The 19,218-nt window shown below is 66.8% G+C and carries 11 protein-coding genes and 1 tRNA gene; 6 read left to right on the top strand and 6 right to left on the bottom strand.

Annotated elements, in window-relative coordinates; genetic code table 11:
* Nucleotides 1-53: 53 nt before the first annotated feature.
* Nucleotides 54-311, bottom strand: coding sequence for a helix-turn-helix domain-containing protein (locus ACLBWL_RS12780; RefSeq protein ID WP_447793608.1), 258 nt, complete (start codon nucleotides 309-311; stop codon nucleotides 54-56).
* A gap of 255 nt (nucleotides 312-566) precedes the next feature.
* On the opposite strand from ACLBWL_RS12780, the gene ACLBWL_RS12775 reads away from it, so the two are divergent.
* Nucleotides 567-1,913 (top strand): GntP family permease, encoded by a 1,347-nt coding sequence (locus tag ACLBWL_RS12775; RefSeq protein WP_447793606.1) that lies wholly within the window; start codon nucleotides 567-569, stop codon nucleotides 1,911-1,913.
* Nucleotides 1,903-2,610, top strand: a complete 708-nt coding sequence (locus ACLBWL_RS12770; RefSeq protein ID WP_447793604.1) for a FadR/GntR family transcriptional regulator — start codon at nucleotides 1,903-1,905, stop codon at nucleotides 2,608-2,610. The genes ACLBWL_RS12775 and ACLBWL_RS12770 overlap by 11 nt, the downstream gene beginning before the upstream one ends.
* A 20-nt stretch (nucleotides 2,611-2,630) precedes the next feature.
* On the opposite strand, the gene ACLBWL_RS12765 is transcribed toward ACLBWL_RS12770, so the two are convergent.
* The gene (locus ACLBWL_RS12765) at nucleotides 2,631-3,140 is read right to left on the bottom strand and encodes a gluconokinase (RefSeq protein WP_447794390.1); all 510 of its coding nucleotides are present in this window, start codon (nucleotides 3,138-3,140) and stop codon (nucleotides 2,631-2,633) included.
* Between the two features lie 215 nt (nucleotides 3,141-3,355).
* Between ACLBWL_RS12765 and ACLBWL_RS12760 the strand changes: the two genes are divergently transcribed.
* Entirely contained in the window at nucleotides 3,356-6,412 is a 3,057-nt protein-coding gene (locus ACLBWL_RS12760) for a glycosyl hydrolase family 28-related protein (RefSeq protein WP_447793602.1), read from the top strand.
* A 121-nt stretch (nucleotides 6,413-6,533) separates the two neighbouring features.
* Nucleotides 6,534-9,551, top strand: coding sequence for a TonB-dependent receptor plug domain-containing protein (locus ACLBWL_RS12755; RefSeq protein ID WP_447793600.1), 3,018 nt, complete (start codon nucleotides 6,534-6,536; stop codon nucleotides 9,549-9,551).
* Nucleotides 9,552-9,598: 47 nt separating this feature from the next.
* On the opposite strand, the gene ACLBWL_RS12750 is transcribed toward ACLBWL_RS12755, so the two are convergent.
* The 4 genes from ACLBWL_RS12750 to ACLBWL_RS12735 form a co-directional block, all read right to left on the bottom strand.
* Nucleotides 9,599-11,101 carry a tryptophan halogenase family protein gene (locus ACLBWL_RS12750; protein ID WP_447793598.1) on the bottom strand — a complete coding sequence of 501 codons (1,503 nt, stop codon included), beginning with the start codon at nucleotides 11,099-11,101 and terminating at the stop codon, nucleotides 9,599-9,601.
* A gap of 111 nt (nucleotides 11,102-11,212) precedes the next feature.
* A complete protein-coding gene (locus tag ACLBWL_RS12745; RefSeq protein ID WP_447793596.1) occupies nucleotides 11,213-14,392 on the bottom strand; it encodes a TonB-dependent receptor in 3,180 nt (1,059 codons plus the stop codon).
* A gap of 311 nt (nucleotides 14,393-14,703) precedes the next feature.
* Nucleotides 14,704-16,836, bottom strand: coding sequence for a phosphocholine-specific phospholipase C (locus tag ACLBWL_RS12740; protein ID WP_447793594.1), 2,133 nt, complete (start codon nucleotides 16,834-16,836; stop codon nucleotides 14,704-14,706).
* A 647-nt stretch (nucleotides 16,837-17,483) separates the two neighbouring features.
* Nucleotides 17,484-17,576, bottom strand: a tRNA-Ser gene (locus tag ACLBWL_RS12735).
* A gap of 278 nt (nucleotides 17,577-17,854) precedes the next feature.
* On the opposite strand from ACLBWL_RS12735, the gene ACLBWL_RS12730 reads away from it, so the two are divergent.
* On the top strand, nucleotides 17,855-18,643 hold the full coding sequence (locus ACLBWL_RS12730) for a DUF1134 domain-containing protein (RefSeq protein ID WP_447793592.1): 789 nt from the start codon (nucleotides 17,855-17,857) through the stop codon (nucleotides 18,641-18,643).
* 202 nt (nucleotides 18,644-18,845) lie between these two features.
* A complete protein-coding gene (locus tag ACLBWL_RS12725) occupies nucleotides 18,846-19,190 on the top strand; it encodes a hypothetical protein (protein ID WP_447793590.1) in 345 nt (114 codons plus the stop codon).
* Nucleotides 19,191-19,218: the final 28 nt, after the last annotated feature.

Below are 19,218 nucleotides of genomic sequence, written 5' to 3'. Positions count from 1 at the left end.
GTCCGTCTCCCCGTAAATGCAGTGTGCCCGTCGATCGCTCGCGAGCCGGACGTTCAGGCGGCGTGCAACACCAGGCCGTGCGCCACGATCGCGACCTGAGTCCGGTTGCGGACGTTCAGCTTGCGCATCAACGCGGTCATGTGCGCCTTCACGGTCGCCTCGGCGATACCGAGGTCGTACGCGATCTGTTTGTTGAGCAGTCCGGAATGGACGCCGTGCAGCACCTTGATCTGGGTCGGCGTGAGCTGCGGCGATACCGGGATGGCGGGCAGCTGCCGGGCTTGCGAGACGGTCTGGGTGGTCCCTTGCATGGTCATCCTCCTCCTGTTTCGGCCCGTGGGTGCGATCCATTTGAATGGATTCGGTTGGACAGGTTTTCCGTATGCGCCCCGGATTTATCGGCAATCAAGCCTTTTCTGTTGGCGGCAGGCAAAAACCTGTCCTACAGCTAAAGCCATATCGGCAGGCGAGAAACGCCGCCGGATCGAGCGGGGAGCGATGATGAAGGCGCAAGCACCGGACCGTCAGCCAGCACGTCGCAACGCCCCTGCGATCGGCGCGGCGCAATGATCGGCGGCGACCTGCGGCTGGTGATCGCCGCGCTCTCCGGCATCCTGCTTGCCGTGCTGATGATCGTCAAAGGTCGGTTGCACCCCTTCATCGGCCTGCTGTGCGGCGCGTTCACCGTGGGCCTGCTCGCCGGACTGCCGCTGCCCGATGTCGCCAAGGCGGTGCAGAAAGGCGTTGGCGATATCATCGGCGGCACCGGGCTGGTCGTCGCGCTCGGCCTGTCGCTCGGCGCGATGCTGCATCTGTCGGGCGCCGCAGCGTCGCTGGCGAAGGGCGCGCTGCGCTTGACGGGCGTGCGCGCCGCGCCTTGGGCGACATTGGGGATCGCGATCGTCGTCGGCCTGCCGTTGTTCTTCGAAACCGGGCTCGTGTTGCTGTTGCCGATCGTCGTCGCCGCGGCGGAGGAAATGACCGGCAAGGACGGCGCAGCGCGCGATGCCGCCAAGCTGCGGCTGATCATGCCCGCGCTCGCCGGGCTCGGCGTGGTCCATGCGCTGGTGCCGCCGCATCCGGGGCCGCTGCTCGCGGTCGAGGCGCTCGGTGCCAATCTCGGCCGGACGATGCTGTACGGTATCCTGATCGCGATCCCGACCGCGGTCATCGCCGGGCCGCTGCTGGCGAAGTTCACCACACGGGGCGTGCGGCTGGTATCGCCGGTGCTGCGCGATACCGGGCTCGCGATCGCGCCGCCCCCTCGCGCGCTGTCGCTGCTGATCGTGCTGTTGCCGGTGCTGATGATCGCCACCGGTGAGCTTGGCCAGATGGTGCCGACTTGGAAGGGCGCGGCCTGGCTGGTCGCCGCGAGCAACCCGGTGGTCGCGTTGCTGCTGACCAACCTGATCGCGCTGCCGCTGCTGTTCGGCCGGCGGCTGCGCGAGGTCGCGATCCAGGATGCGGTGTGGCACGAGACGATGGGCGCGGCGGGCGCGATCCTGCTCGCGATCGGCGCGGGGGGGGCGTTGAAGCAGGTGCTGGTGACAGCGGGGCTTTCGGACCTGCTCGCGCGGACCGTGCTGATGTATTCGATCTCGCCGCTGCTGCTCGGCTGGCTGGTCGCGGTGGCGATCCGGCTCGCAGCAGGCTCGGCGACCGTCGCGACGATCACCGCGGTGGGGATCATGCCCGGCGTGGTCGCGAGTTCGGGCGTGTCGCCGGAACTGGTCGTGCTGGCGATCGGTGCCGGCTCGGTGTTCTTCAGCCACGTCAACGATCCCGGGTTCTGGCTGGTCAAGAGCTACGTCGGCACCAGCACCGCCGACACGTTCCGGACCTGGTCGCTGCTCGAAACCGCGATCTCGGTGGTCGGCCTCGTCCTCGTGATGGCGCTCAGCTATGTCGTCTGACCCCAAGCCCCCCTTACCCGCGACCGAAGGCCGGCTGGCGGACCGCGCCTATACCGGAATCGTCCGGATCATCACCGAAGACGATCTGGCGATCGGCGATCGCCTGCCGTCGGAGGCCAAGCTCGCGGCAACGTTCGGGATGTCGCGGACCATCGTGCGCGAGGCGCTGGCACGGCTCGCCTCGGACGGCATCACGCAGGCGCGGCTCGGTGCGGGCTCGTTCGTCAAGCGCCGGCCGTCCGCGCGGCTTGGCACGCACATGCCGATGGATGCGCTCGCGACGACGCTCGGAACCTACGAGGTCCGCTTCGTGCTTGAGGCGGAGGCGGCGCGCCTCGCGGCGCAGCGCCGCTCCGATCGCCAGCTCGACGCGATCGAGCGCGCGCTGGAGGCGCTGCGGAGTGCGTTGCTGTCGAACGCATCGGCGCATGACGAGGACTGGCAGCTTCACCGCGCGATCGCCGAGGCGACCGGCAATGCGGCCTTCCTGCCGGTGTTCGATCATCTCCAGGACGAGGTGATGCGGATTCTGCGCGCAGGCGTCGATATCTCGCGCTCCCGACCGCCCGAGGTGATCGGTGCGATGATGGAGGAGCATGATGCGATCGTCGAAGCCATCCGTGCGCAGGACGCGGACGGCGCGGCGCTGGCGATGCGCTGGCACCTGTCGCAGGGCCGCAAGCGGCTGATGCCATGATCGCGCGGTGTCTCGGGGGCTCAGCCTCGCGGAAACTGCGCGCTCAGCCAGGCAAGCGCATCCTCGCTCAATCGCTCTGGCGTCAGCGCTGCATCGAGCGTGATCGCGCGCTCGCCGGCCGATGGCCGTTCGAGCGTCGCCAACTGGCTGTCGAGCAGGCTGGGCGGCATGTAATGACCGGTGCGGCCTGCGAGACGCCGGGCGATCTCGTCGGGCGCGGTGTCGAGCAACACGAAGGCGAGCGGCACCGCCGACGCCTGCGACAATCGCTCGCGGTAGCTGCGTTTCAACGCGGAACAGGCCGCCACCGCGATCCCGTTCTGCGTCGCCCTATCCTGCGCGGCCACGCCGATCGCGGCACCGAGCCGGTCGAGCCACGGCCAGCGATCGGCATCGTCGAGCGGATGCCCCGACTCCATCTTGGCGACGTTCGCCGCGGAATGGAAATCGTCGCCTTCGAGCAGCGGGCTGTGCAGGTGCCGAGCGAGCAGCGCGGCCAGCGTCGACTTGCCGCTGCCGCTGACGCCCATCACGACGATCCCGTACGGGCTTTCGGAGTTCACACGATCTGGCACCGGCCGTCGATATCCTTCGCAACGACCGAACGGCCGGGTGTCGATACGCCGCTATCGATCAGATGTTCCGGATTGGCCATTACGACCTTTGTCGCAATCGTCGCGCGCGACGCGGCGGCCTATCGCTTTCGGTACAGCGGGAAACGGCCCTCATCGAAGGACGCACAGTCATGACGGCCAGATTTACCGCCGGTTTCGCAGCCCCTCTCCTGGTGGGGCTGCTGGTCGGAGTGTCCGCCCCCGCGCTTGCCTCGACCTCGGTGTTCGCCACCGCGCCCGTCGATCCGCGCGCGATCACGGTTGCGGCGCGCGGCGACGGCCTCGGCGACGACAGCGTAGCGATCCAGCGCGCGATCGATGCGGCCGCCGCCGCGTCGAAGAACACGGGCGCGGGCGGCATCGTCTTCCTCCCCGCTGGCCGCTACCGGATCACGCGCACGCTTTACATGCGGCCGGGCGTCCGCCTGTTCGGGGTCGGCAGGGCCCGCCCGGTGCTCCTCCTCGCGCCGTCGACCCCCGGGTTCCAGCGCGGCGTCGGCAGCATGGTCTTCTTCACCGGCACCCCCGCTGCAACTCCGGGATCACCGCCGGCATCGCCCGTTCCGGTCCCGCCGCCGACCAGCGTACCATTCGATCCGGCGATCGCCGATGCCAATTCGGGCACCTTCTACACCGCACTGTCGAACGTCGATTTCGAGATCGGCGAAGGCAATCCCGCCGCGACCGCGGTCCGCTTCCACGCGGCGCAGCACGCCTATCTCAGCCATATCGACTTCCACCTGGGATCGGCGCTGGCAGGCGTCTATCAGGTCGGCAATCTGGCTCAGGACCTGAAGTTCTTCGGGGGCCGCTACGGGATCCTGACCGAGAAGACTTCGCCGGCGTGGCAGTTCACGCTGCTCGATTCGGTCTTCGAGGGTCAGCGCGACGCGGCGATCCGCGAGCACGAGGCCGGGCTGACGTTGGTCAACACCGTGATCCGCAACGTCCCCGTCGGGATCGAGATCGATCGCGGCTATGGCGACTGGCTGTGGGGCAAGGACGTCCGGTTCGAGAACGTCGCCAAGGCCGGCATCGTCATCAGCAACGAAGGCAATGCCTATACGCAGATCGGCTTCGACAACGCGGTCGGCCAGAATACGCCGACCTTCGCGCGCTTTCGCGATAGCGGCCGCACGGTCGCCGGCCCCGCCGCCCGCTACCGCGTCCGCGCGTTTACGTACGGGCTGACCCTTCCCGCGCTCGGCACCACCGGCAGCTTCGCGACGCGGATGGACGCGATACCGCTGCCTAAGGTCGACCGTCCGCGCGACGCCGCGATCCGCGCACTGCCGCCCGTATCGGCCTGGACCAACGTCCGCGATCTCGGTGTACGCGGCGACGATGCGACCGACGACACCGCAGCGCTCCAGCGCGCGATTGACGGCCACCGCGTGCTGTATTTCCCCGCCGGCTTCTACCGCGTCACCGACACGCTGAAGCTGCGTGCGGACAGCGTCCTGATCGGCCTCCACCCGAGCCTGACGCAGATCGTCCTCGCCGAGAACAGCCCGGCGTATCGCGGCGTCGGCAGCCCCCGCGCGCTGATCGAAAGCGCGAAGGGCGGCGCCGCGATCGTCTCGGGGCTCGGGCTGTTCACCGGCGGCAGCAATCCGCGCGCGACTGCGCTGCTGTGGCGCGCGGGCGAGCATTCGCTGGTCGACGACGTGAAGTTCCAGGGCGGCCACGGTACCTTTGCCGCCGATGGCAGCCGCTTCGATCCCTACAACGCGACGCATACCGCCGACATCGACCCGGCCAAGCGCTGGGACGGGCAATATGCGAGCCTGTGGGTTACCGACGGTGGCGGCGGCACGTTCAACGGCGTGTGGACGCCCGACACCTATGCCGCCGCCGGGCTCCATGTGTCGAACACCAGCACGCCGGGCTATGTCTACCAGATGTCGGCGGAGCATCACCGGCGCGCGGAAATCGTCCTCGACGGGGTGCGCAACTGGCAGTTCCTCGCGCCGCAGACCGAAGAGGAAGCCGGCGAAAGCCGGGCGACCGTCGCGCTTGAGGTGCGCCATTCGCGCGACATCCTGTTCGCCAATCTCCACGCCTACCGCGTCACGCGGTCGCTCGAACCGGCGCGCGCGGCAGTGACATTGTACGGCTCGACCGACATCCGGTTCCGCAACGTCCACGTCAACGCCGAGAGCGGCTTTTCGACCTGCGACGCGAACGGCTGCGGCACGTATCTGCGCGCGAGCAAATATCCATACGAGAATGCGATCGTCGATGTGACGCGCGGCACCGAAATGCGCGAACGCGAGTTCGCGGTACTGGACGTAACCAATACGCCGGCCCACGCCGCCCCTGCCCCGCTCGCGTCCGTCAAGCAGGTCGCCGACGGCTTCTATTCGCTCGGCGGCGGTGCGGTGGATGCTGCGGGGAAACTGTATTTCGTCGACCGTCAGTTCCAGCGTATTCATGGCTGGTCGGAAAAGGACGGCCTGTCGATCGTCGCCGATGCGCCGCTCGATCCCGTCAACCTGGCGATCGATCGGTCGGGTACGCTGATGGTACTCTCGTCCGCAGGCCCGGCGGGCACGGTCTACGCGATCGACCCGGCGAAACCGCAGGACGTGCGCGCGATCGCGCCGACACCGGTTGCCGCGCGCACCGGCGCCGCGGTCGCACTGCCCGGCAGCGTCTGGAACAACGGCGAATTCCGCGATCAATACGACGCTGAGACCGACCATTTCACGACGCTAGCGGAGATGTTCGCGCGCGATGCCGCGGTCGCCAAGCCGCTGGAATATGTCTCGCCCGACGGGAGCCTCGTCCTGCCCGCCTACCGCGTCTGGCAGCAGGGGCCGGCGAACCATCTCGGCTGGCGCTTTTCCGATACGCTCGACACCTATGGCTTCGTCACCGGCCGGGTCGGCGCGCGCGTCCACGTCGTCAACGGTTCCGAGGACATGACCTATACCGGGCTGCTAGGCCGTGGCGGCGCGATCACCGACCTGAAGCGCTTCGCGACCCGCGGCGGCGAGAGCGTGGCGACCGGCCCCGACGGACGCGTCTACGTCGCCAACGGACAGGTGTTCGTCTACGCGGCGGACGGTCGCGAACAGGGCCGCATCGACGTTCCCGAACGGCCGCTGCAACTGCTGTTCGGCGGCAGCGACGGGCGGACGCTCTACATCCTCACGCATCACGCGCTCTACACAGCCCGCCCCTGATCCCGGGGACTGCGACGATGGTCGTAGATGCTCCGCTGCACCGCATGCGGTAGAACCGCGCGACGATCGAAATCTGCCCGAGCCGAAACACGGCCGGTGCGATGTGCAGCATAGGGGATGGATGATGGAATTGGTCACGCGCGACCGGCGATCCGGCAGAAGCCTGTTTGGTAGCGCTACTAGCCTGGCGGTACTCGCGACGGCGCTACTGTGCGCGCCGGCGATCGCGCAGACCGTCCCGCCAGCCGCGACCACGACCGATACGCCAGCCGCCACGCCACAATCGCTGCCAGCAGACGCCAGCGATGCCGAACGGTCGCCCGCGTCGGCCAGCGACATCGTCGTGACAGGCACGCGCATCACCTCGAGCGGGTTCAACGCGCCCACGCCGACGACGGTGATCGGCGAGGAGCAGATCCTCAAGAACGCCCAGCCGAACATCTTCACCACCGTGGCGCAGCTGCCGTCGCTGCAGGGCTCGACCGGCGCCACCACGGGTACCTTCAGCACATCGAGCGGATCGCAGGGCCTGAGTTCGTTCTCGCTCCGCGGGCTCGGCACGATCCGCACGCTGACGCTGCTCGATGGCCAGCGGGTGGTCGGCGCCAACGTCACCGGCGTGCCCGACATCAGCCAGTTTCCGCAATTGCTGATCAAGCGCGTCGACATCGTCACCGGCGGCGCATCCGCGTCCTACGGCTCGGACGCGGTCGGCGGCGTGATCAACTTCATCACCGACACGCGCTTCACCGGGTTCAAGGGCAATATCCAGACCGGCGTGACCACATACGGCGACGACGGCCAGGTGCTGGTCCAGGCGGCGGTCGGCAAGAGCTTCGCCGGCGACAAGCTCCACGTCATCCTGAGCGGCGAATATTCGCACGAAGAGGGCGTAGGCCCCGGCAATTTCGGCGAAGACCTCGCCGGCAGCCGCGACTGGTATCGTGCGACCACGCTGGTCGACACCGGCATCCGCAACAACGGCTCGCCGCAGTTCCTCTACCGCGATCACGGCCAGGCCTATCAATACACGAAATACGGCTTGATCAGCGCCGGACCGCTGCAAGGCACCGCGTTCGACGCCAACGGCCAGCCCTTCCAGTTCCAGTACGGATCGAACGGCGTCCCCGCGAAGAACGCGGCGGGCACCGTCAACGGCTGTTACGTCGGGTTCTGCGTCGGCGGCGACCAATCGGGGCATGTCGGATCGGGCACCTCGCTGCAATCGGGGCTGCAACGCCTCAACGGCTATACGCGGATCGGCTACGACTTCGCGCCCGACAACGAGGTGTATTTCACCGCCAACATCGCGCAGGTGAAGTCCGACAACCAGCCCAATCCCGGCGCCGCCAAGACCGGGCTGACGATCCAGTGCGCCAACCCGTATTTGCCCGCCTCGATCAGCGCCGCGTGCGCCGCCAACGGCATCACGAGCTTCCAATACGGCCTGAGCAACGCGATCCTGCCCAATATCCACGTCAATACCGATCGGCGGCAATACCGCTTCGTCGGCGGCGTGAAGGGCAAGGCGAGCATCCTCGGGACCAGCTGGACCTATGACGCGTCGTACGAGCACGGCATCAACACCACCGATATCCGCGTCGACAACATCAGCCTCACCGGACGCTACAACCAGGCGATCAACGCGATCCGGCTGAACGGCGAGATCGTCTGCGCCAATGCCGCCGCGCGGGCCGCCGGCTGCCAGCCGATCAACATCTTCGGCGGTGCGACTCCGTCGGCGGCGGCGCTTGCCTATATCGTCCCCGCGAACGGGCCGTTCCAGCACACCAAGCAGACGCAGGACGCCGCCGCGGTCAGCATCTCGGGCGAACCGCTGACCTTGTGGGCGGGGCCGCTCGCGGTCGCGGCCGGCGCCGAATACCGCCGCGAATTCTACCGCGTGAACGCCGATCCCTATGGCGCGGGCGTATCCGACCTCAGTCCGAACTCGACGCTGTATCCGTCCGATCCGTCGCTGCTGCCCGCCGGCAACAACTGGTATGCGGGCAATTACAAGAACGGCACCGGCAAGTACGACGTGGTCGAAAGCTTCCTCGAGCTGAACCTGCCGGTCCTCAATTCCGACACGCTGGGCCGGGCGAACGTCAATGCCGCGGGCCGCGCGACGCATTATTCGACGTCGGGCAACGTCTATGCGTGGAAGGTCGGCGGCACCTGGGAGACCCCGTTCGATGGCTTCCGCCTGCGCGCCGTCACCTCGCGCGACGTCCGCGCGCCGAACCTGTCCGAACTGTTCGCCGCGCCGACGACGACGACCGTGCCGAACTTCACCGACCCGTTCCGCAACACGCAGGTGCTGATCATCCAGAACACGATCGGCAATTCGGCGCTGCGCCCCGAAATCGCGCGCAGCACCGAAGCCGGCATCGTGCTGGCCAAGCCAAAATGGGCACCGGGGCTCAGCCTGTCGTTCGACTATTACACGATCAAGCTGAACGACGTCGTCTCCAGCCTGACCGCGGCGCAGATCGTCAACCTGTGTTTCCAGGGCAATACGGAGACTTGCGGCAGCTTCAATCTGCAGAACACGGCGGGCCCGAATTTCGTCAACGTCCAGTCGTTCAACCTCGCCTCGATCAAGACCAACGGGTTCGATATCGAAGGCAGCTATCAGTGGCGCCGACCGCTCGGCATCGCCGGCAACCTGACCGTGCGCGCGCTCGCTACGCACGTCATCAAGTTCGTCACCGATCCCGGCCTGCCCGGCACGATCCCGGTCGACAGTGCGGGCGCGAACTCTGGCGCGACCCCCAGCTGGAAATGGCTCGCGACGCAGAGCTACGACACCGACCAGTTCAGCCTCACGCTGCAACAGCGCTGGTTCAGCGACGGCGTGATCGGCAACCAGTACGTCGTGTGCTCGGTGGGGAACTGCCCGGTATCGACGGGCAACAACCCGACCATCGACTACAACACGATGAAGGGTGCGTTCTACTTCGACATCGGCGGCGCGGTGAACGTCACCAAGCAGGTCAGCATGTTCTTCAAGGTCGACAATCTGTTCGACCACGATCCCGAGCCCTCGCCGCAGACCAACACCGGCCTCGACGTGAACCCGGCACTCTACGACACGCTCGGCCGCTTCTACCGCATCGGCGTCCGCGCACGCTTCTGAAGGCAGGGGCCGCAGTCGGCGTATTCAGCGCCGACTGCGCCCCCCTTTCAAGACGGGGACATACCCAGAAACACCTCCTGCGGCGCGGCGAGGTCGGTCGCCTGCCGGATCGACGCCTTCATCCGCCCCAGCGCCGCTTCCAGGTCGGCGACCGAAAAATAGTCCGCCATCGGATCATGCGCCTCGGGTTCGATCCCGAACCCGGCGTACATCGACAGCCAGCTCGGATCCTGAAACGATTCCCACTCGTAACGCACGAGGTGCCCGCGCGCTTTCCACAGCCGCAGCTTGTGCGCTAGCCGATCGGGCAGCGCGGTGGTGCGGCAGCGGTCCCATAGCGGCTGGCCGCGCCGGTCGTTGGCGAAGTAATGCAGCACGAGGAAGTCGCGGATCCGTTCATATTCGAGCGCGGTCGTGCGGTTGTATTCCTCGGCCAGCGCCGGATCGAAGCGCCGATCGGGGAGCAGCGCGAGCAGCTTTTCGATGCCCGTCTGGATCAGCGTGATGCTGGTCGATTCGAGCGGCTCCATGAACCCCGCCGCCAGTCCGAGCGCGACGCAATTGCCCTGCCAGAACGCGCTGCGGCGACCGGTGCGGAACCGGATCATGTTGGGCTCGGCCAGCGCCTCGCCCTCCAGCCGTCCGCGCAACGTCGCCACCGCCTCGTCGTCGGAGATGTGCCGGCTCGCATAGACATAGCCGTTGCCGACGCGGTGCTGGAGCGGGATCCGCCATTGCCAGCCTGCCGCCAGCGCGGTGCTGCGCGTATACGGCGTCAACCGACCGGCGCGCATGCACGGGATCGCCACCGCGCGGTCGCACGGCAGCAGGTTGGTCCAATCCTCGTACGGAACGCCGAGCGCATCGCCGATCAACAGCGCGCGAAACCCCGAGCAATCGACGAACAGATCGCCGTCGATCGCCTCGCCGCAGGCGGTATCGACGCCGACGATGAACCCCGTCTCCGGGTCGCGCCGGACATCGGTGATCCTGGCGTCGATATGCTCGACACCCCACGCGGTCGCCTTGCCCGCCAGGAACCGCGCGTACAGCCCGGCGTCGAAATGCACCGCCCAGTCGAAGAACAGCAAGTCGTGGACCGGCTTGTCGGTCGGCGGCATGAACAGGTTGCGCTCGGCCAGCGCGGTGGCGAGGCAATAATCGGAGAGCGGGGTCGGATGCCCGGCCGCGTTCATCTTGCGCCAGTAATGATGGAACGCGACCCCGCGCGAGCGCATCCCGTACAGACCGAACGGATGGAAGAAGCGCTCGCCCTCGCGCTTCCAGTCGACGAACTCGATGCCGAGCTTCACCGTCCCTTGCGTCGCGGCCATCACTTCCTGCTCGGTGACGCCGATCTCGCGGAAGAAATCGCGGATGCCGGGAACGGTCGCCTCGCCGACGCCGACGGTGCGGATGTCGCTCGACTCGACCACCGTGATCTTGACCGGCTGCTTCTCGAGCCGGCGCGCAAGCAACGTCGCCGCCATCCACCCGGCGGTGCCGCCGCCGACGATGACGATCGACCGCAGCGGTCCGCTGCCCTTCATATGCCCCGCCCTGCATGCGCCATGATCATAACCCTCTTATGCTCTGGAAACGACGATGCCCGCCACCCCCGGCTGGGGATGACGGGCACCGCGCGCGATCGCCGTCGCGGATCAGAACTTGAAGCGCGCGCCTGCCATGAACCGGCGCTCGTAGATGTTGTTGTAGGCCTTCTCGTCGGGGAAGGTCAGATAGTATTTCTCGTACTCGCCGGTCAGGTTCGAGCCCTGCGCATAGAGCGTCACGTTGGGCGTGAAGTCGTAGCTGATCGAAGCGTCGATATAGTTGGTCGGCTGCTGATACAGCTCGAGCCCCTGGATGCCGCCGAAGTTCTGCTGCACCGCGCGCTTCGATCGATAGTTCCACGCGACGCGGGCCTGGAAGTGATTGTCCTGGTAGAAGCCCGCGAGGTTGGTCTGGATCTTCGAGTTGTCCTGGAACGGGATCTTGTCGCCCTTCAGGTCGACCTCGCCCGAGTCCGACGGCGAATAGGTGATGTTCGCATCGATGCCGAAGTTCGACAGGATCGTCGGCATGAACGTCAGGTCGTTGAACGACTGTTTCCAGCCGGCCTCGACCCCCTTCAGCGTGCCGCCGTCGCCCTGCACCGGAGTGCTGATCGACACCGTGCGGTTGCGCACCACGCCGTCATTGTCGGGCAGGTCGGTCCGCACGACGTTACCCTGCTGGATGAAGCTGGCGACGTCGATGTAGAAGGCGCCGACGCTGATCAGGCTGCTGTTGCCGATGTAATATTCGAGCGAACCCTCGACGTTGGTGGCGCGCCACGGGTTGAGCTGCGGGTTGCCGTTCGAGCTGCCGCCGGTGACGCGGAACACGGGCGACCCCGGGTTCGTCGTGTCGATCGCATAGGTCGGGTTGAGCCCGCCGCCCCACTGGTTGAGATCGAGCAGCGTCATCGTCTTCGAAAAGGCGGCGCGGAACTTCAGGTTGCGCGACAGGTCGAAGGCGAGGTTGAACGCCGGCAGATAGTCGGTGAAGCTGCGCTTGGTCTCGACCGTGCCGTTGCTCAGATTGGCCAGACCGTAGGGCTGCGGCGACCCGGTGACGAACTGCGTGATGTCGAGCTTGGTGTTGATGATCTTCAGGCCGGCATTGCCCGAGACGGGAATGCCGAACACGTCGCCCTTCACGTTGAGCTGCGCGTAGCCCGAGATCTGCTTCACGCCGACGTTGAACGACGCGCCCGGATTCTGGACCTCGACATTGCCCGGATAGAAGCTGTTCTGGAACGCCAGCGCGTTGTCCATCACCTTGGGATCGAGCACGTAGATCGGCGGCAGTCCGGCACCCGGCAAATTGTACTGCTTGACCTGACCGTTGAAGATCGGATCGCTTCCCTTGCGCGTCAGGCCCGCGGTGTAGGGAAGGAAGCCGGCCGTGCCGTACGTGCCGGTACCCGCATAGCAGGTGCTGGCGTTCATCGGGACGTCGAACGCCTTCCACTTCACCAGGCAGCCGCCCGGCTGCGAGGCCTGGCCCGCATAGAGCGGCGCGGCGCGATCGAACTCGAAATCGTCGACCGAGCGCTCGCTGTAGCGGCCGCCGAAGCTGATGCCGACATTGTCGTTCGCCTGGTACGACGCATCGCCACGGAACAGCTTCAGGTCGCCCTTGCGGCGATAATTACCTTCCGACGACGTCGTCTTGAGCGCGTAATTGTCGATGTTGCCGAGCAGATTGGTCAACTGAGTCGGCAGCGTGAACTTCGGCTGGTTGCCCGTGAAGTCGACGGTCGCCGGCAGCGATGCCGCGCCGGCGATCGTGTTGACCGCATAGCCGGCTTGGTTGAACGCGATATCGCCGCTCGGGTAATGACCGACGCCGAACGGCTGCCACTGCGCACCGTTTGAATTGCTGAACTGGAGATAGCTCTGGTCGTAGTTCGAATAGGCCTTGCCATAGATGCCGCGCAGCGACGCCTTGAACTTGCCGCCATTGTCGTACTTCAGCTCGACGTTGTAGTTCTGCGACTGCGACTTGTAGCGATCGTTCTGCGAATAGGAATCGAAGTTGCCGAGGTCGTAATTATACACCTGCGTGGTGTTCAGATTGTAATCGCGCGTGACGCCGCCGTTGCTGAGCGAGACCACCGATCCGGTGTCGCGCGACTGACCGGGGACGAATTCGCCCGCCTGCCAGTTGACATTCTGCATCTGGATGCCTGCGGTACGGTCATTCTCGTTCTGGCGCGTGAAGAACGCATCGGCGTTCAGCGTCAGCGCGTCGCTGATCTCCCACTGCGCCGACGCATTGACGCCGATCCGCTCGCGCTGGTTGACCTTGTCCCAGGCGGTGAAGCCCTGCGGCACGATGAACGCGTCGTTCGCGTCGCCGTCGCCGTTCACGTCGCGGCCGGTGCCGACGATCGTCCCGTGCGGACGGTTGTTCGGCGAGAACCCGTTGCTGAGGTTGACGTCGCCGGTCGGGTTGGCGGCGGTGTTGAACTGCTCGTTGTGCAGCGCCGCGCCGTAACCCTCCTGGATGCCGTTGTGCGAATTCGACAGATGCAGGTTCGAATAGGCGCCCGAGATCAGGAACCCGAACTTCTCGCCGTGATAGCCGAACAGACCGTTGAGGTTCGGGTCGAACTCCTTGGTCTTGTCGCCGTACGCGCCCTCGGCAGCCGCCGCGAAGGTGAAGCCCTTCTTCAGGTCGAACGGGCGGCGGGTGCGCAGGTTGACGGTGCCGGTGATGCCCGCGTTCAGCAGGTCCGCGGTGCTCGACTTGATCACGTCGGCGCCCGCGAACAGCTGCGACGGGATGTCGTTGAAGTTCGGCTGGATCGTCGTGATCGACTGTGCGCCAAGATACGCTTCGCCGTTGAGCAGCGTCGTCACCTGCGGCAGGCCGCGGATGTTGATCGCCGCGCCTTCGCCGGCGTCGCGGCGGATCTGCACGCCGGGAATGCGCTGGAGCGAATCGGAGATGGTGACGTCGGGCAGCTTGCCGATGTCTTCTGCGGAGATCGAGTCGGTCACCGATGCGGCGTCGCGCTTCAGGTTGACCGCGCGCTGCTGCGCACCACGGATACCCGTGACAACGATGTCCTCGCCCTCCGCCGCCGCATCGCTGGTTGGCGTGCTGGGGGTCTGCGCCTCGCTGGCCTGGTCCGCGGCCACCGCCGACGGCGAAGCTGCCTGATCGGTCGGCGCGCTCTGCAACACGCCCTGCGTGGTCGACGTCTGCTGCGCGGACGCGACATTGCCGCAGGCCAAGGCGCCGACCGAAGCCGCCACCAACAAAATCGTCTTCGACTGTACCCTGTGCATCACCACGCTCCTCCGAACCATTTTCCGTGCCGCCTCTTGGACGACCACTTCGTTTGGCGCGGGATATGCGGTGCGGCCCGACGCGGAACACGCGCCTGACACTCCTCCCCAGCTTTCCAATCGCGGCTTGGCACCGTCTCGAAGCCCCCCATCAGTCCGCGATGGAATGACCTGCGTCAACAATTAATAATTCAATTTGTATTAAACGATGGCGGATTGTCGTCCGATTGTTGCAATCTGGCCACGGGCAGGAATCGACGGCCTTTTCAATGCACTGCTGCGGCGCCCCGCTGCCGCAATGTCGCAGGGCCTTATACTTCCGCGGGGGAGAACGGGTCGCTGCACGTGACGCGCCCCGGCGCATCGATCCGTCCGGCGATGCGCCGTCGATAGCCGGGGACTTTCGCAGCGGAGACCGTGATGTCGTACCATCCGAAGCTGTCGCGCAACGACCAGCGATGACGCGCATCGACCAGCGGCGTGCGCTGCGCCGTCGCACCGACTCGTTCGATCCGCGCGACCAGGTCGAACGCGCGGTGCCCTGCGGGAAGATGCAGCACGCCCTCGTCCGCGGTCGCGTGCCAGACCAGCCCGGACAGCGGCGCCGGATCGTCGCGATGGCCGACGAAGTGACGGTGAAACCCGTTCGGGCCGAGGACCCAGAGATCATAGCGCCCATCGGCATCGAACGACCACCGCCCGTCAAGCGCGCGGCCCGGTTCGACCGTGAAACGACGCGGTGCCCTGGTCAGTGCGGCCCTGTCATAGACATGGAACACCGCCGCGGCGGTACCTTCGGCGGCAAAGCGAAGCTGGACCGCGTCCTCCGCGATCGTCTCGCCGACGCTCAGGTCATAGGGCAAGGGTCGTGCGCGGCGGATGCCGGGTTCCTGCCAGGGCCGATCCGTGGTCGCCGGCGCCTGCGGGCTGACCTGCTTGGGGATGGCGGCAGCACGTGCGGCATCGCCACGCGGATCGGGCAGGTCGGCAAACGGCGCGCGGTCGGCGGCGGTGAAGTCGAACGCCGATGTCAGATCGCCGCAGACGGCGCGGCGCCACGGCGCGATATTGGGTTCGTGAATGCCGAACCGCCGTTCGAGAAAGCGGATCACCGAGGTGTGATCGAACACCTGCGAATTGACCCAGCCGCCACGGCTCCACGGCGAGACCACGTACATCGGGACGCGCGGTCCGAGACCGTAAGGGCGACCGCGATAGGCCGGCAGGTCGAGCGCCGCGTCGCCCTTGCTCGGCTGGCGGTGATAGCTGCCGTCGAGATCGACCGTCGACCCGCCGAGCACCGTGCCGTCGGGCGCGACCGACGGCGGCGCGGGCGGCGGGACGTGATCGAAGAAGCCGTCATTCTCGTCGAACATCACCAGCAATGCCGTCCGCGCCCAGACGCGCGGATCCGCGGTCAGCGCGTCGAGCACCTCGGCGGTATAGGCGGCACCCTGCGCGGGACTGGACGGACCGGGATGCTCGGAGCCCTTGGCGGTGGCGATGATGTACGACACCTGCGGCAGTCGCCCGGCGAGCACGTCGGCGCGCAAGGCGTCCAACCCGCGCGTCGTGAGCGCCCGGTCGCGCAACGCCTTGATTTCGTTCCCGTCCCCGCTCCCGCCGCCGTCCCCGCCGCCTTTCGCGTGATGCGCCGCGCGGAACGCCGCGAACCCGACCAGCGGATTGTCGGTGAAATTGTCCGCCATGTCCTGATAGATCCGCCAGTCGACGCCCGCCGCCTGCAACCGCTCGACCGTGGTGGTCCAGCGATAGGGTTCGGGATAGCCACCCTGCTCCGGAAAGCTGTCGTGCGAATTGCCCAGCGCCGGCCCGCCCAGCGTGCCGCCGGGATCGTTGGTGCCGCTCCACAGGAACAGCCGATTGGTGTTGGTCCCGGTCTGGACCGAGCAGTGATATGCATCGCAGACCGTGAACGCCTCGGCGAGCGCGAACTGGAACGGGATGTCCTCGCGCCGGTAATGCCCCATCGCGCGCTGGCTCTTGGCTTCGGGCCAATGCGCCATCCGGCCCTCGTCCCAGCCGCGTTGCGCATCGGGCCAGCTGTGCGGCGTGCCCTCCATCCGCATAAGGTCGAAATCCGTGCGCGTGGCGAGGTGGAACGGCAGCACCGTACGCGCGCCGCCGGGCGCGGTCCGGTCGCGCTGATACCAGACGGACGCCGGATCGGTCGCACCCGGCGGCGCGGCGACCGGAATCGGGAGCCGATCGGCAAAGCCGCGGACCCCGCGCAACGACCCGAAATAATGATCGAAGCCGCGATTCTCCTGCATCAGGATCACGACATGCTCGACATCCCGGATCGAACCGGTCTTCACGTCCGGACCGATCGCGGCGGCGCGGGCGATCGCGGCCGGCAACCCGGCCAGCGCCGCGCCGGCAGCACCGGCGGCAAGCAACCTGCGGCGAGACACATCCGTCATAACAACCCTCCGAACAACCAGCGGGCCTGGCCCGAGACCGCGCGCGAGACCAAGCCCAGATGGCGTCAAAAGTCGAGCGGTAGCGACGCAGTTCCGGCGGCAGTTCACGCAGCCTTCTGCGCTCGACCAGCGACTTGGGACGCGAGCTTTGCGACGCATACCCCATAAGCATTGCTGATCGAGTATAGCGAGCGACTGGGGCGGCATCGTCATGGCGAGAAGGCGTACCGTCAGATCGGCACGGGCGGTCACCGGCGTCGATCCGATATACGTAGAGACGTCCTTCTCGAGGTATTCAGACCATCCGCCGCATGCGCGGGCACCCAGCGCGAAGTCTGCCAGGCGTGCAACGCGCGCGATACCGCCTCGAAGATCGTCGCATGCGCGGTATGGTGAAGCGTGGTGTTCGCGTGTGGTCGACGCGTGGGACGTTCCGACCGTCATGAGAGCCGTGTCGCTGCGTCCCGATGTCGTGTGCCCGGTGCTCGTGTAGAAACGCCGGGCTGACGTCCGGACAGCTCGTCAGCCTGGGAGCCTTTCGCTGCAGCAATCCGGTACTGACCGCGCCAGGACCGAACGGCACAAGACCAAACACTAGGAAGAGCGAGTCAATTCCTAGAGTTTTGAGCTTATGCAGGCCACTGAATTGGCGGAGACGGAGGGATTCGAACCCTCGGTACCAGTAAACCCGGTACGGCGGTTTAGCAAACCGCTGGTTTCAGCCACTCACCCACGTCTCCGGCTGCAGCAGATGCGGGGCTATAGCGAGGGTCGGCTTGGGGGGCAACGCCTCTCATTCGTCCGGCGCGAGAATTCGGTCCCTGCCTTTGCGGCACCCTGGGCCTCGAATCCCGCCATTCACCCCGAATTCGCCCAAATTCGACACGCCCGCCCGGTTCGTTCATTGCGCGGCAAGGCCGACGTTGGTTAACTCGGCTTGCGGCATGCGCCCCGGTGGTTAACCTGCCTGTTACGGCGGCTTTCACGGGGGGCTTTGGTATTTTGGGGATCGAACGACATGCGTAACGTCTGGCTTGGCCTAGGTGCCCTAGCGGCGGCCGTTTGCGGGGGCAGCGTGTCCGCACAGGTGCGTACGATCGATCCCAATCAGGCGATCGACGGCGATCTCGCGCCACGCTCCTATGCGGCGCCGTCGCGCCCGCAAGCCACGACCCAGCCCTCGCAGCCCGCCGAGACCGACACCCAGGTCCTGTCCGATCCGACGCCCGCTCCTGCCCCGCCCCCGCCCTCGTCGCCGTCCTCGGCCGCGCCATCAGCCACGGCGGCACCGGAAACGCGGGCCGAGGCGACGATGCAGGCTGCCGACACCTACCAGCGTGACGACCTGCTGGCGGCGGGCGAAGGTGTGTTCGGCAAGGGTGCGGCGGGGCTCGGCGGCATCCTCGAGAAGATCCTCAAGGATCAGGGCCAGCCCAATGCGTACATCGCCGGGCGCGAGGCGTCGGGCGCGTTCGTGCTCGGCGTGCGCTACGGCTCGGGGATCATGAGCCACAAGGTCGAGGGCCAGCAGCCGGTCTACTGGACCGGGCCGTCGGTCGGCTTCGACGTCGGCGGCGACGCGAACAAGGTCTTCGTGCTGGTCTACAACCTCTATGACACCGAGGAGCTCTACAAGCGCTTCCCCGCGGTCGAAGGTCGCCTGTACCTCGTCGGCGGGTTCGCCGCGACCTATCTGCGGCGCGGCAACGTCGTCCTGATCCCGATCCGCCTCGGCGTCGGCTGGCGCGCGGGCGTCAACGTCGGCTACATGAATATCACGCACAAGAGCCGGTGGCTGCCGTTCTAGGCGCTGGCGGGCAGCCGGCCACGTCCGGCTAACTCCGCCAAGCCCGGCCGGCGGGCAAAGCCCGTCCGACGGCATGGGCTTTGCCCCGGCCGAGCGCCTCACACGACCCGCCCAAGCCGCTCATGCCCTCCACCCTCATCCCGAAGCCCGGCAAATCCAGGCGACGAGTTGACGCCCCCTCCCCACGCGCTACCCCAGGCGAATGGCAAAACCCGACCGCCTCGCCCGCCTCGACGCCCAGCGCGAGGATCTCGAAACCGAGTACCGCGACACCCTGATCGCCGCACTGGAGAAGGCCGCGTCGGGATCGCTCGGTCTGTTCGACCGCAGCCCCGACCGCCGCGTCCGCGCCGCGATCGCCCCAACGATCGATGCGCTCACCGAGATGGGCGCGGACATCGACGCGATGCGCGACCGCCTGCTGCTGGAGCCGTTCGCGCTCCACCACGACTTCTTCGCGGCGCGCGGACCGGTCAGCGCCAGCGCGGTCGGCGAGCAGAAGGAAGCGCGGTTATGGCTGGACCGATTGAAAGCTTCACTGCTCTAACCCAAGCAGTAGACGGGGCGGGATTAGC

The organism is Sphingomonas sp. M1A8_2b, assembly GCF_053345535.1.
This window is presented reverse-complemented; position numbering and strand designations above follow the sequence as displayed.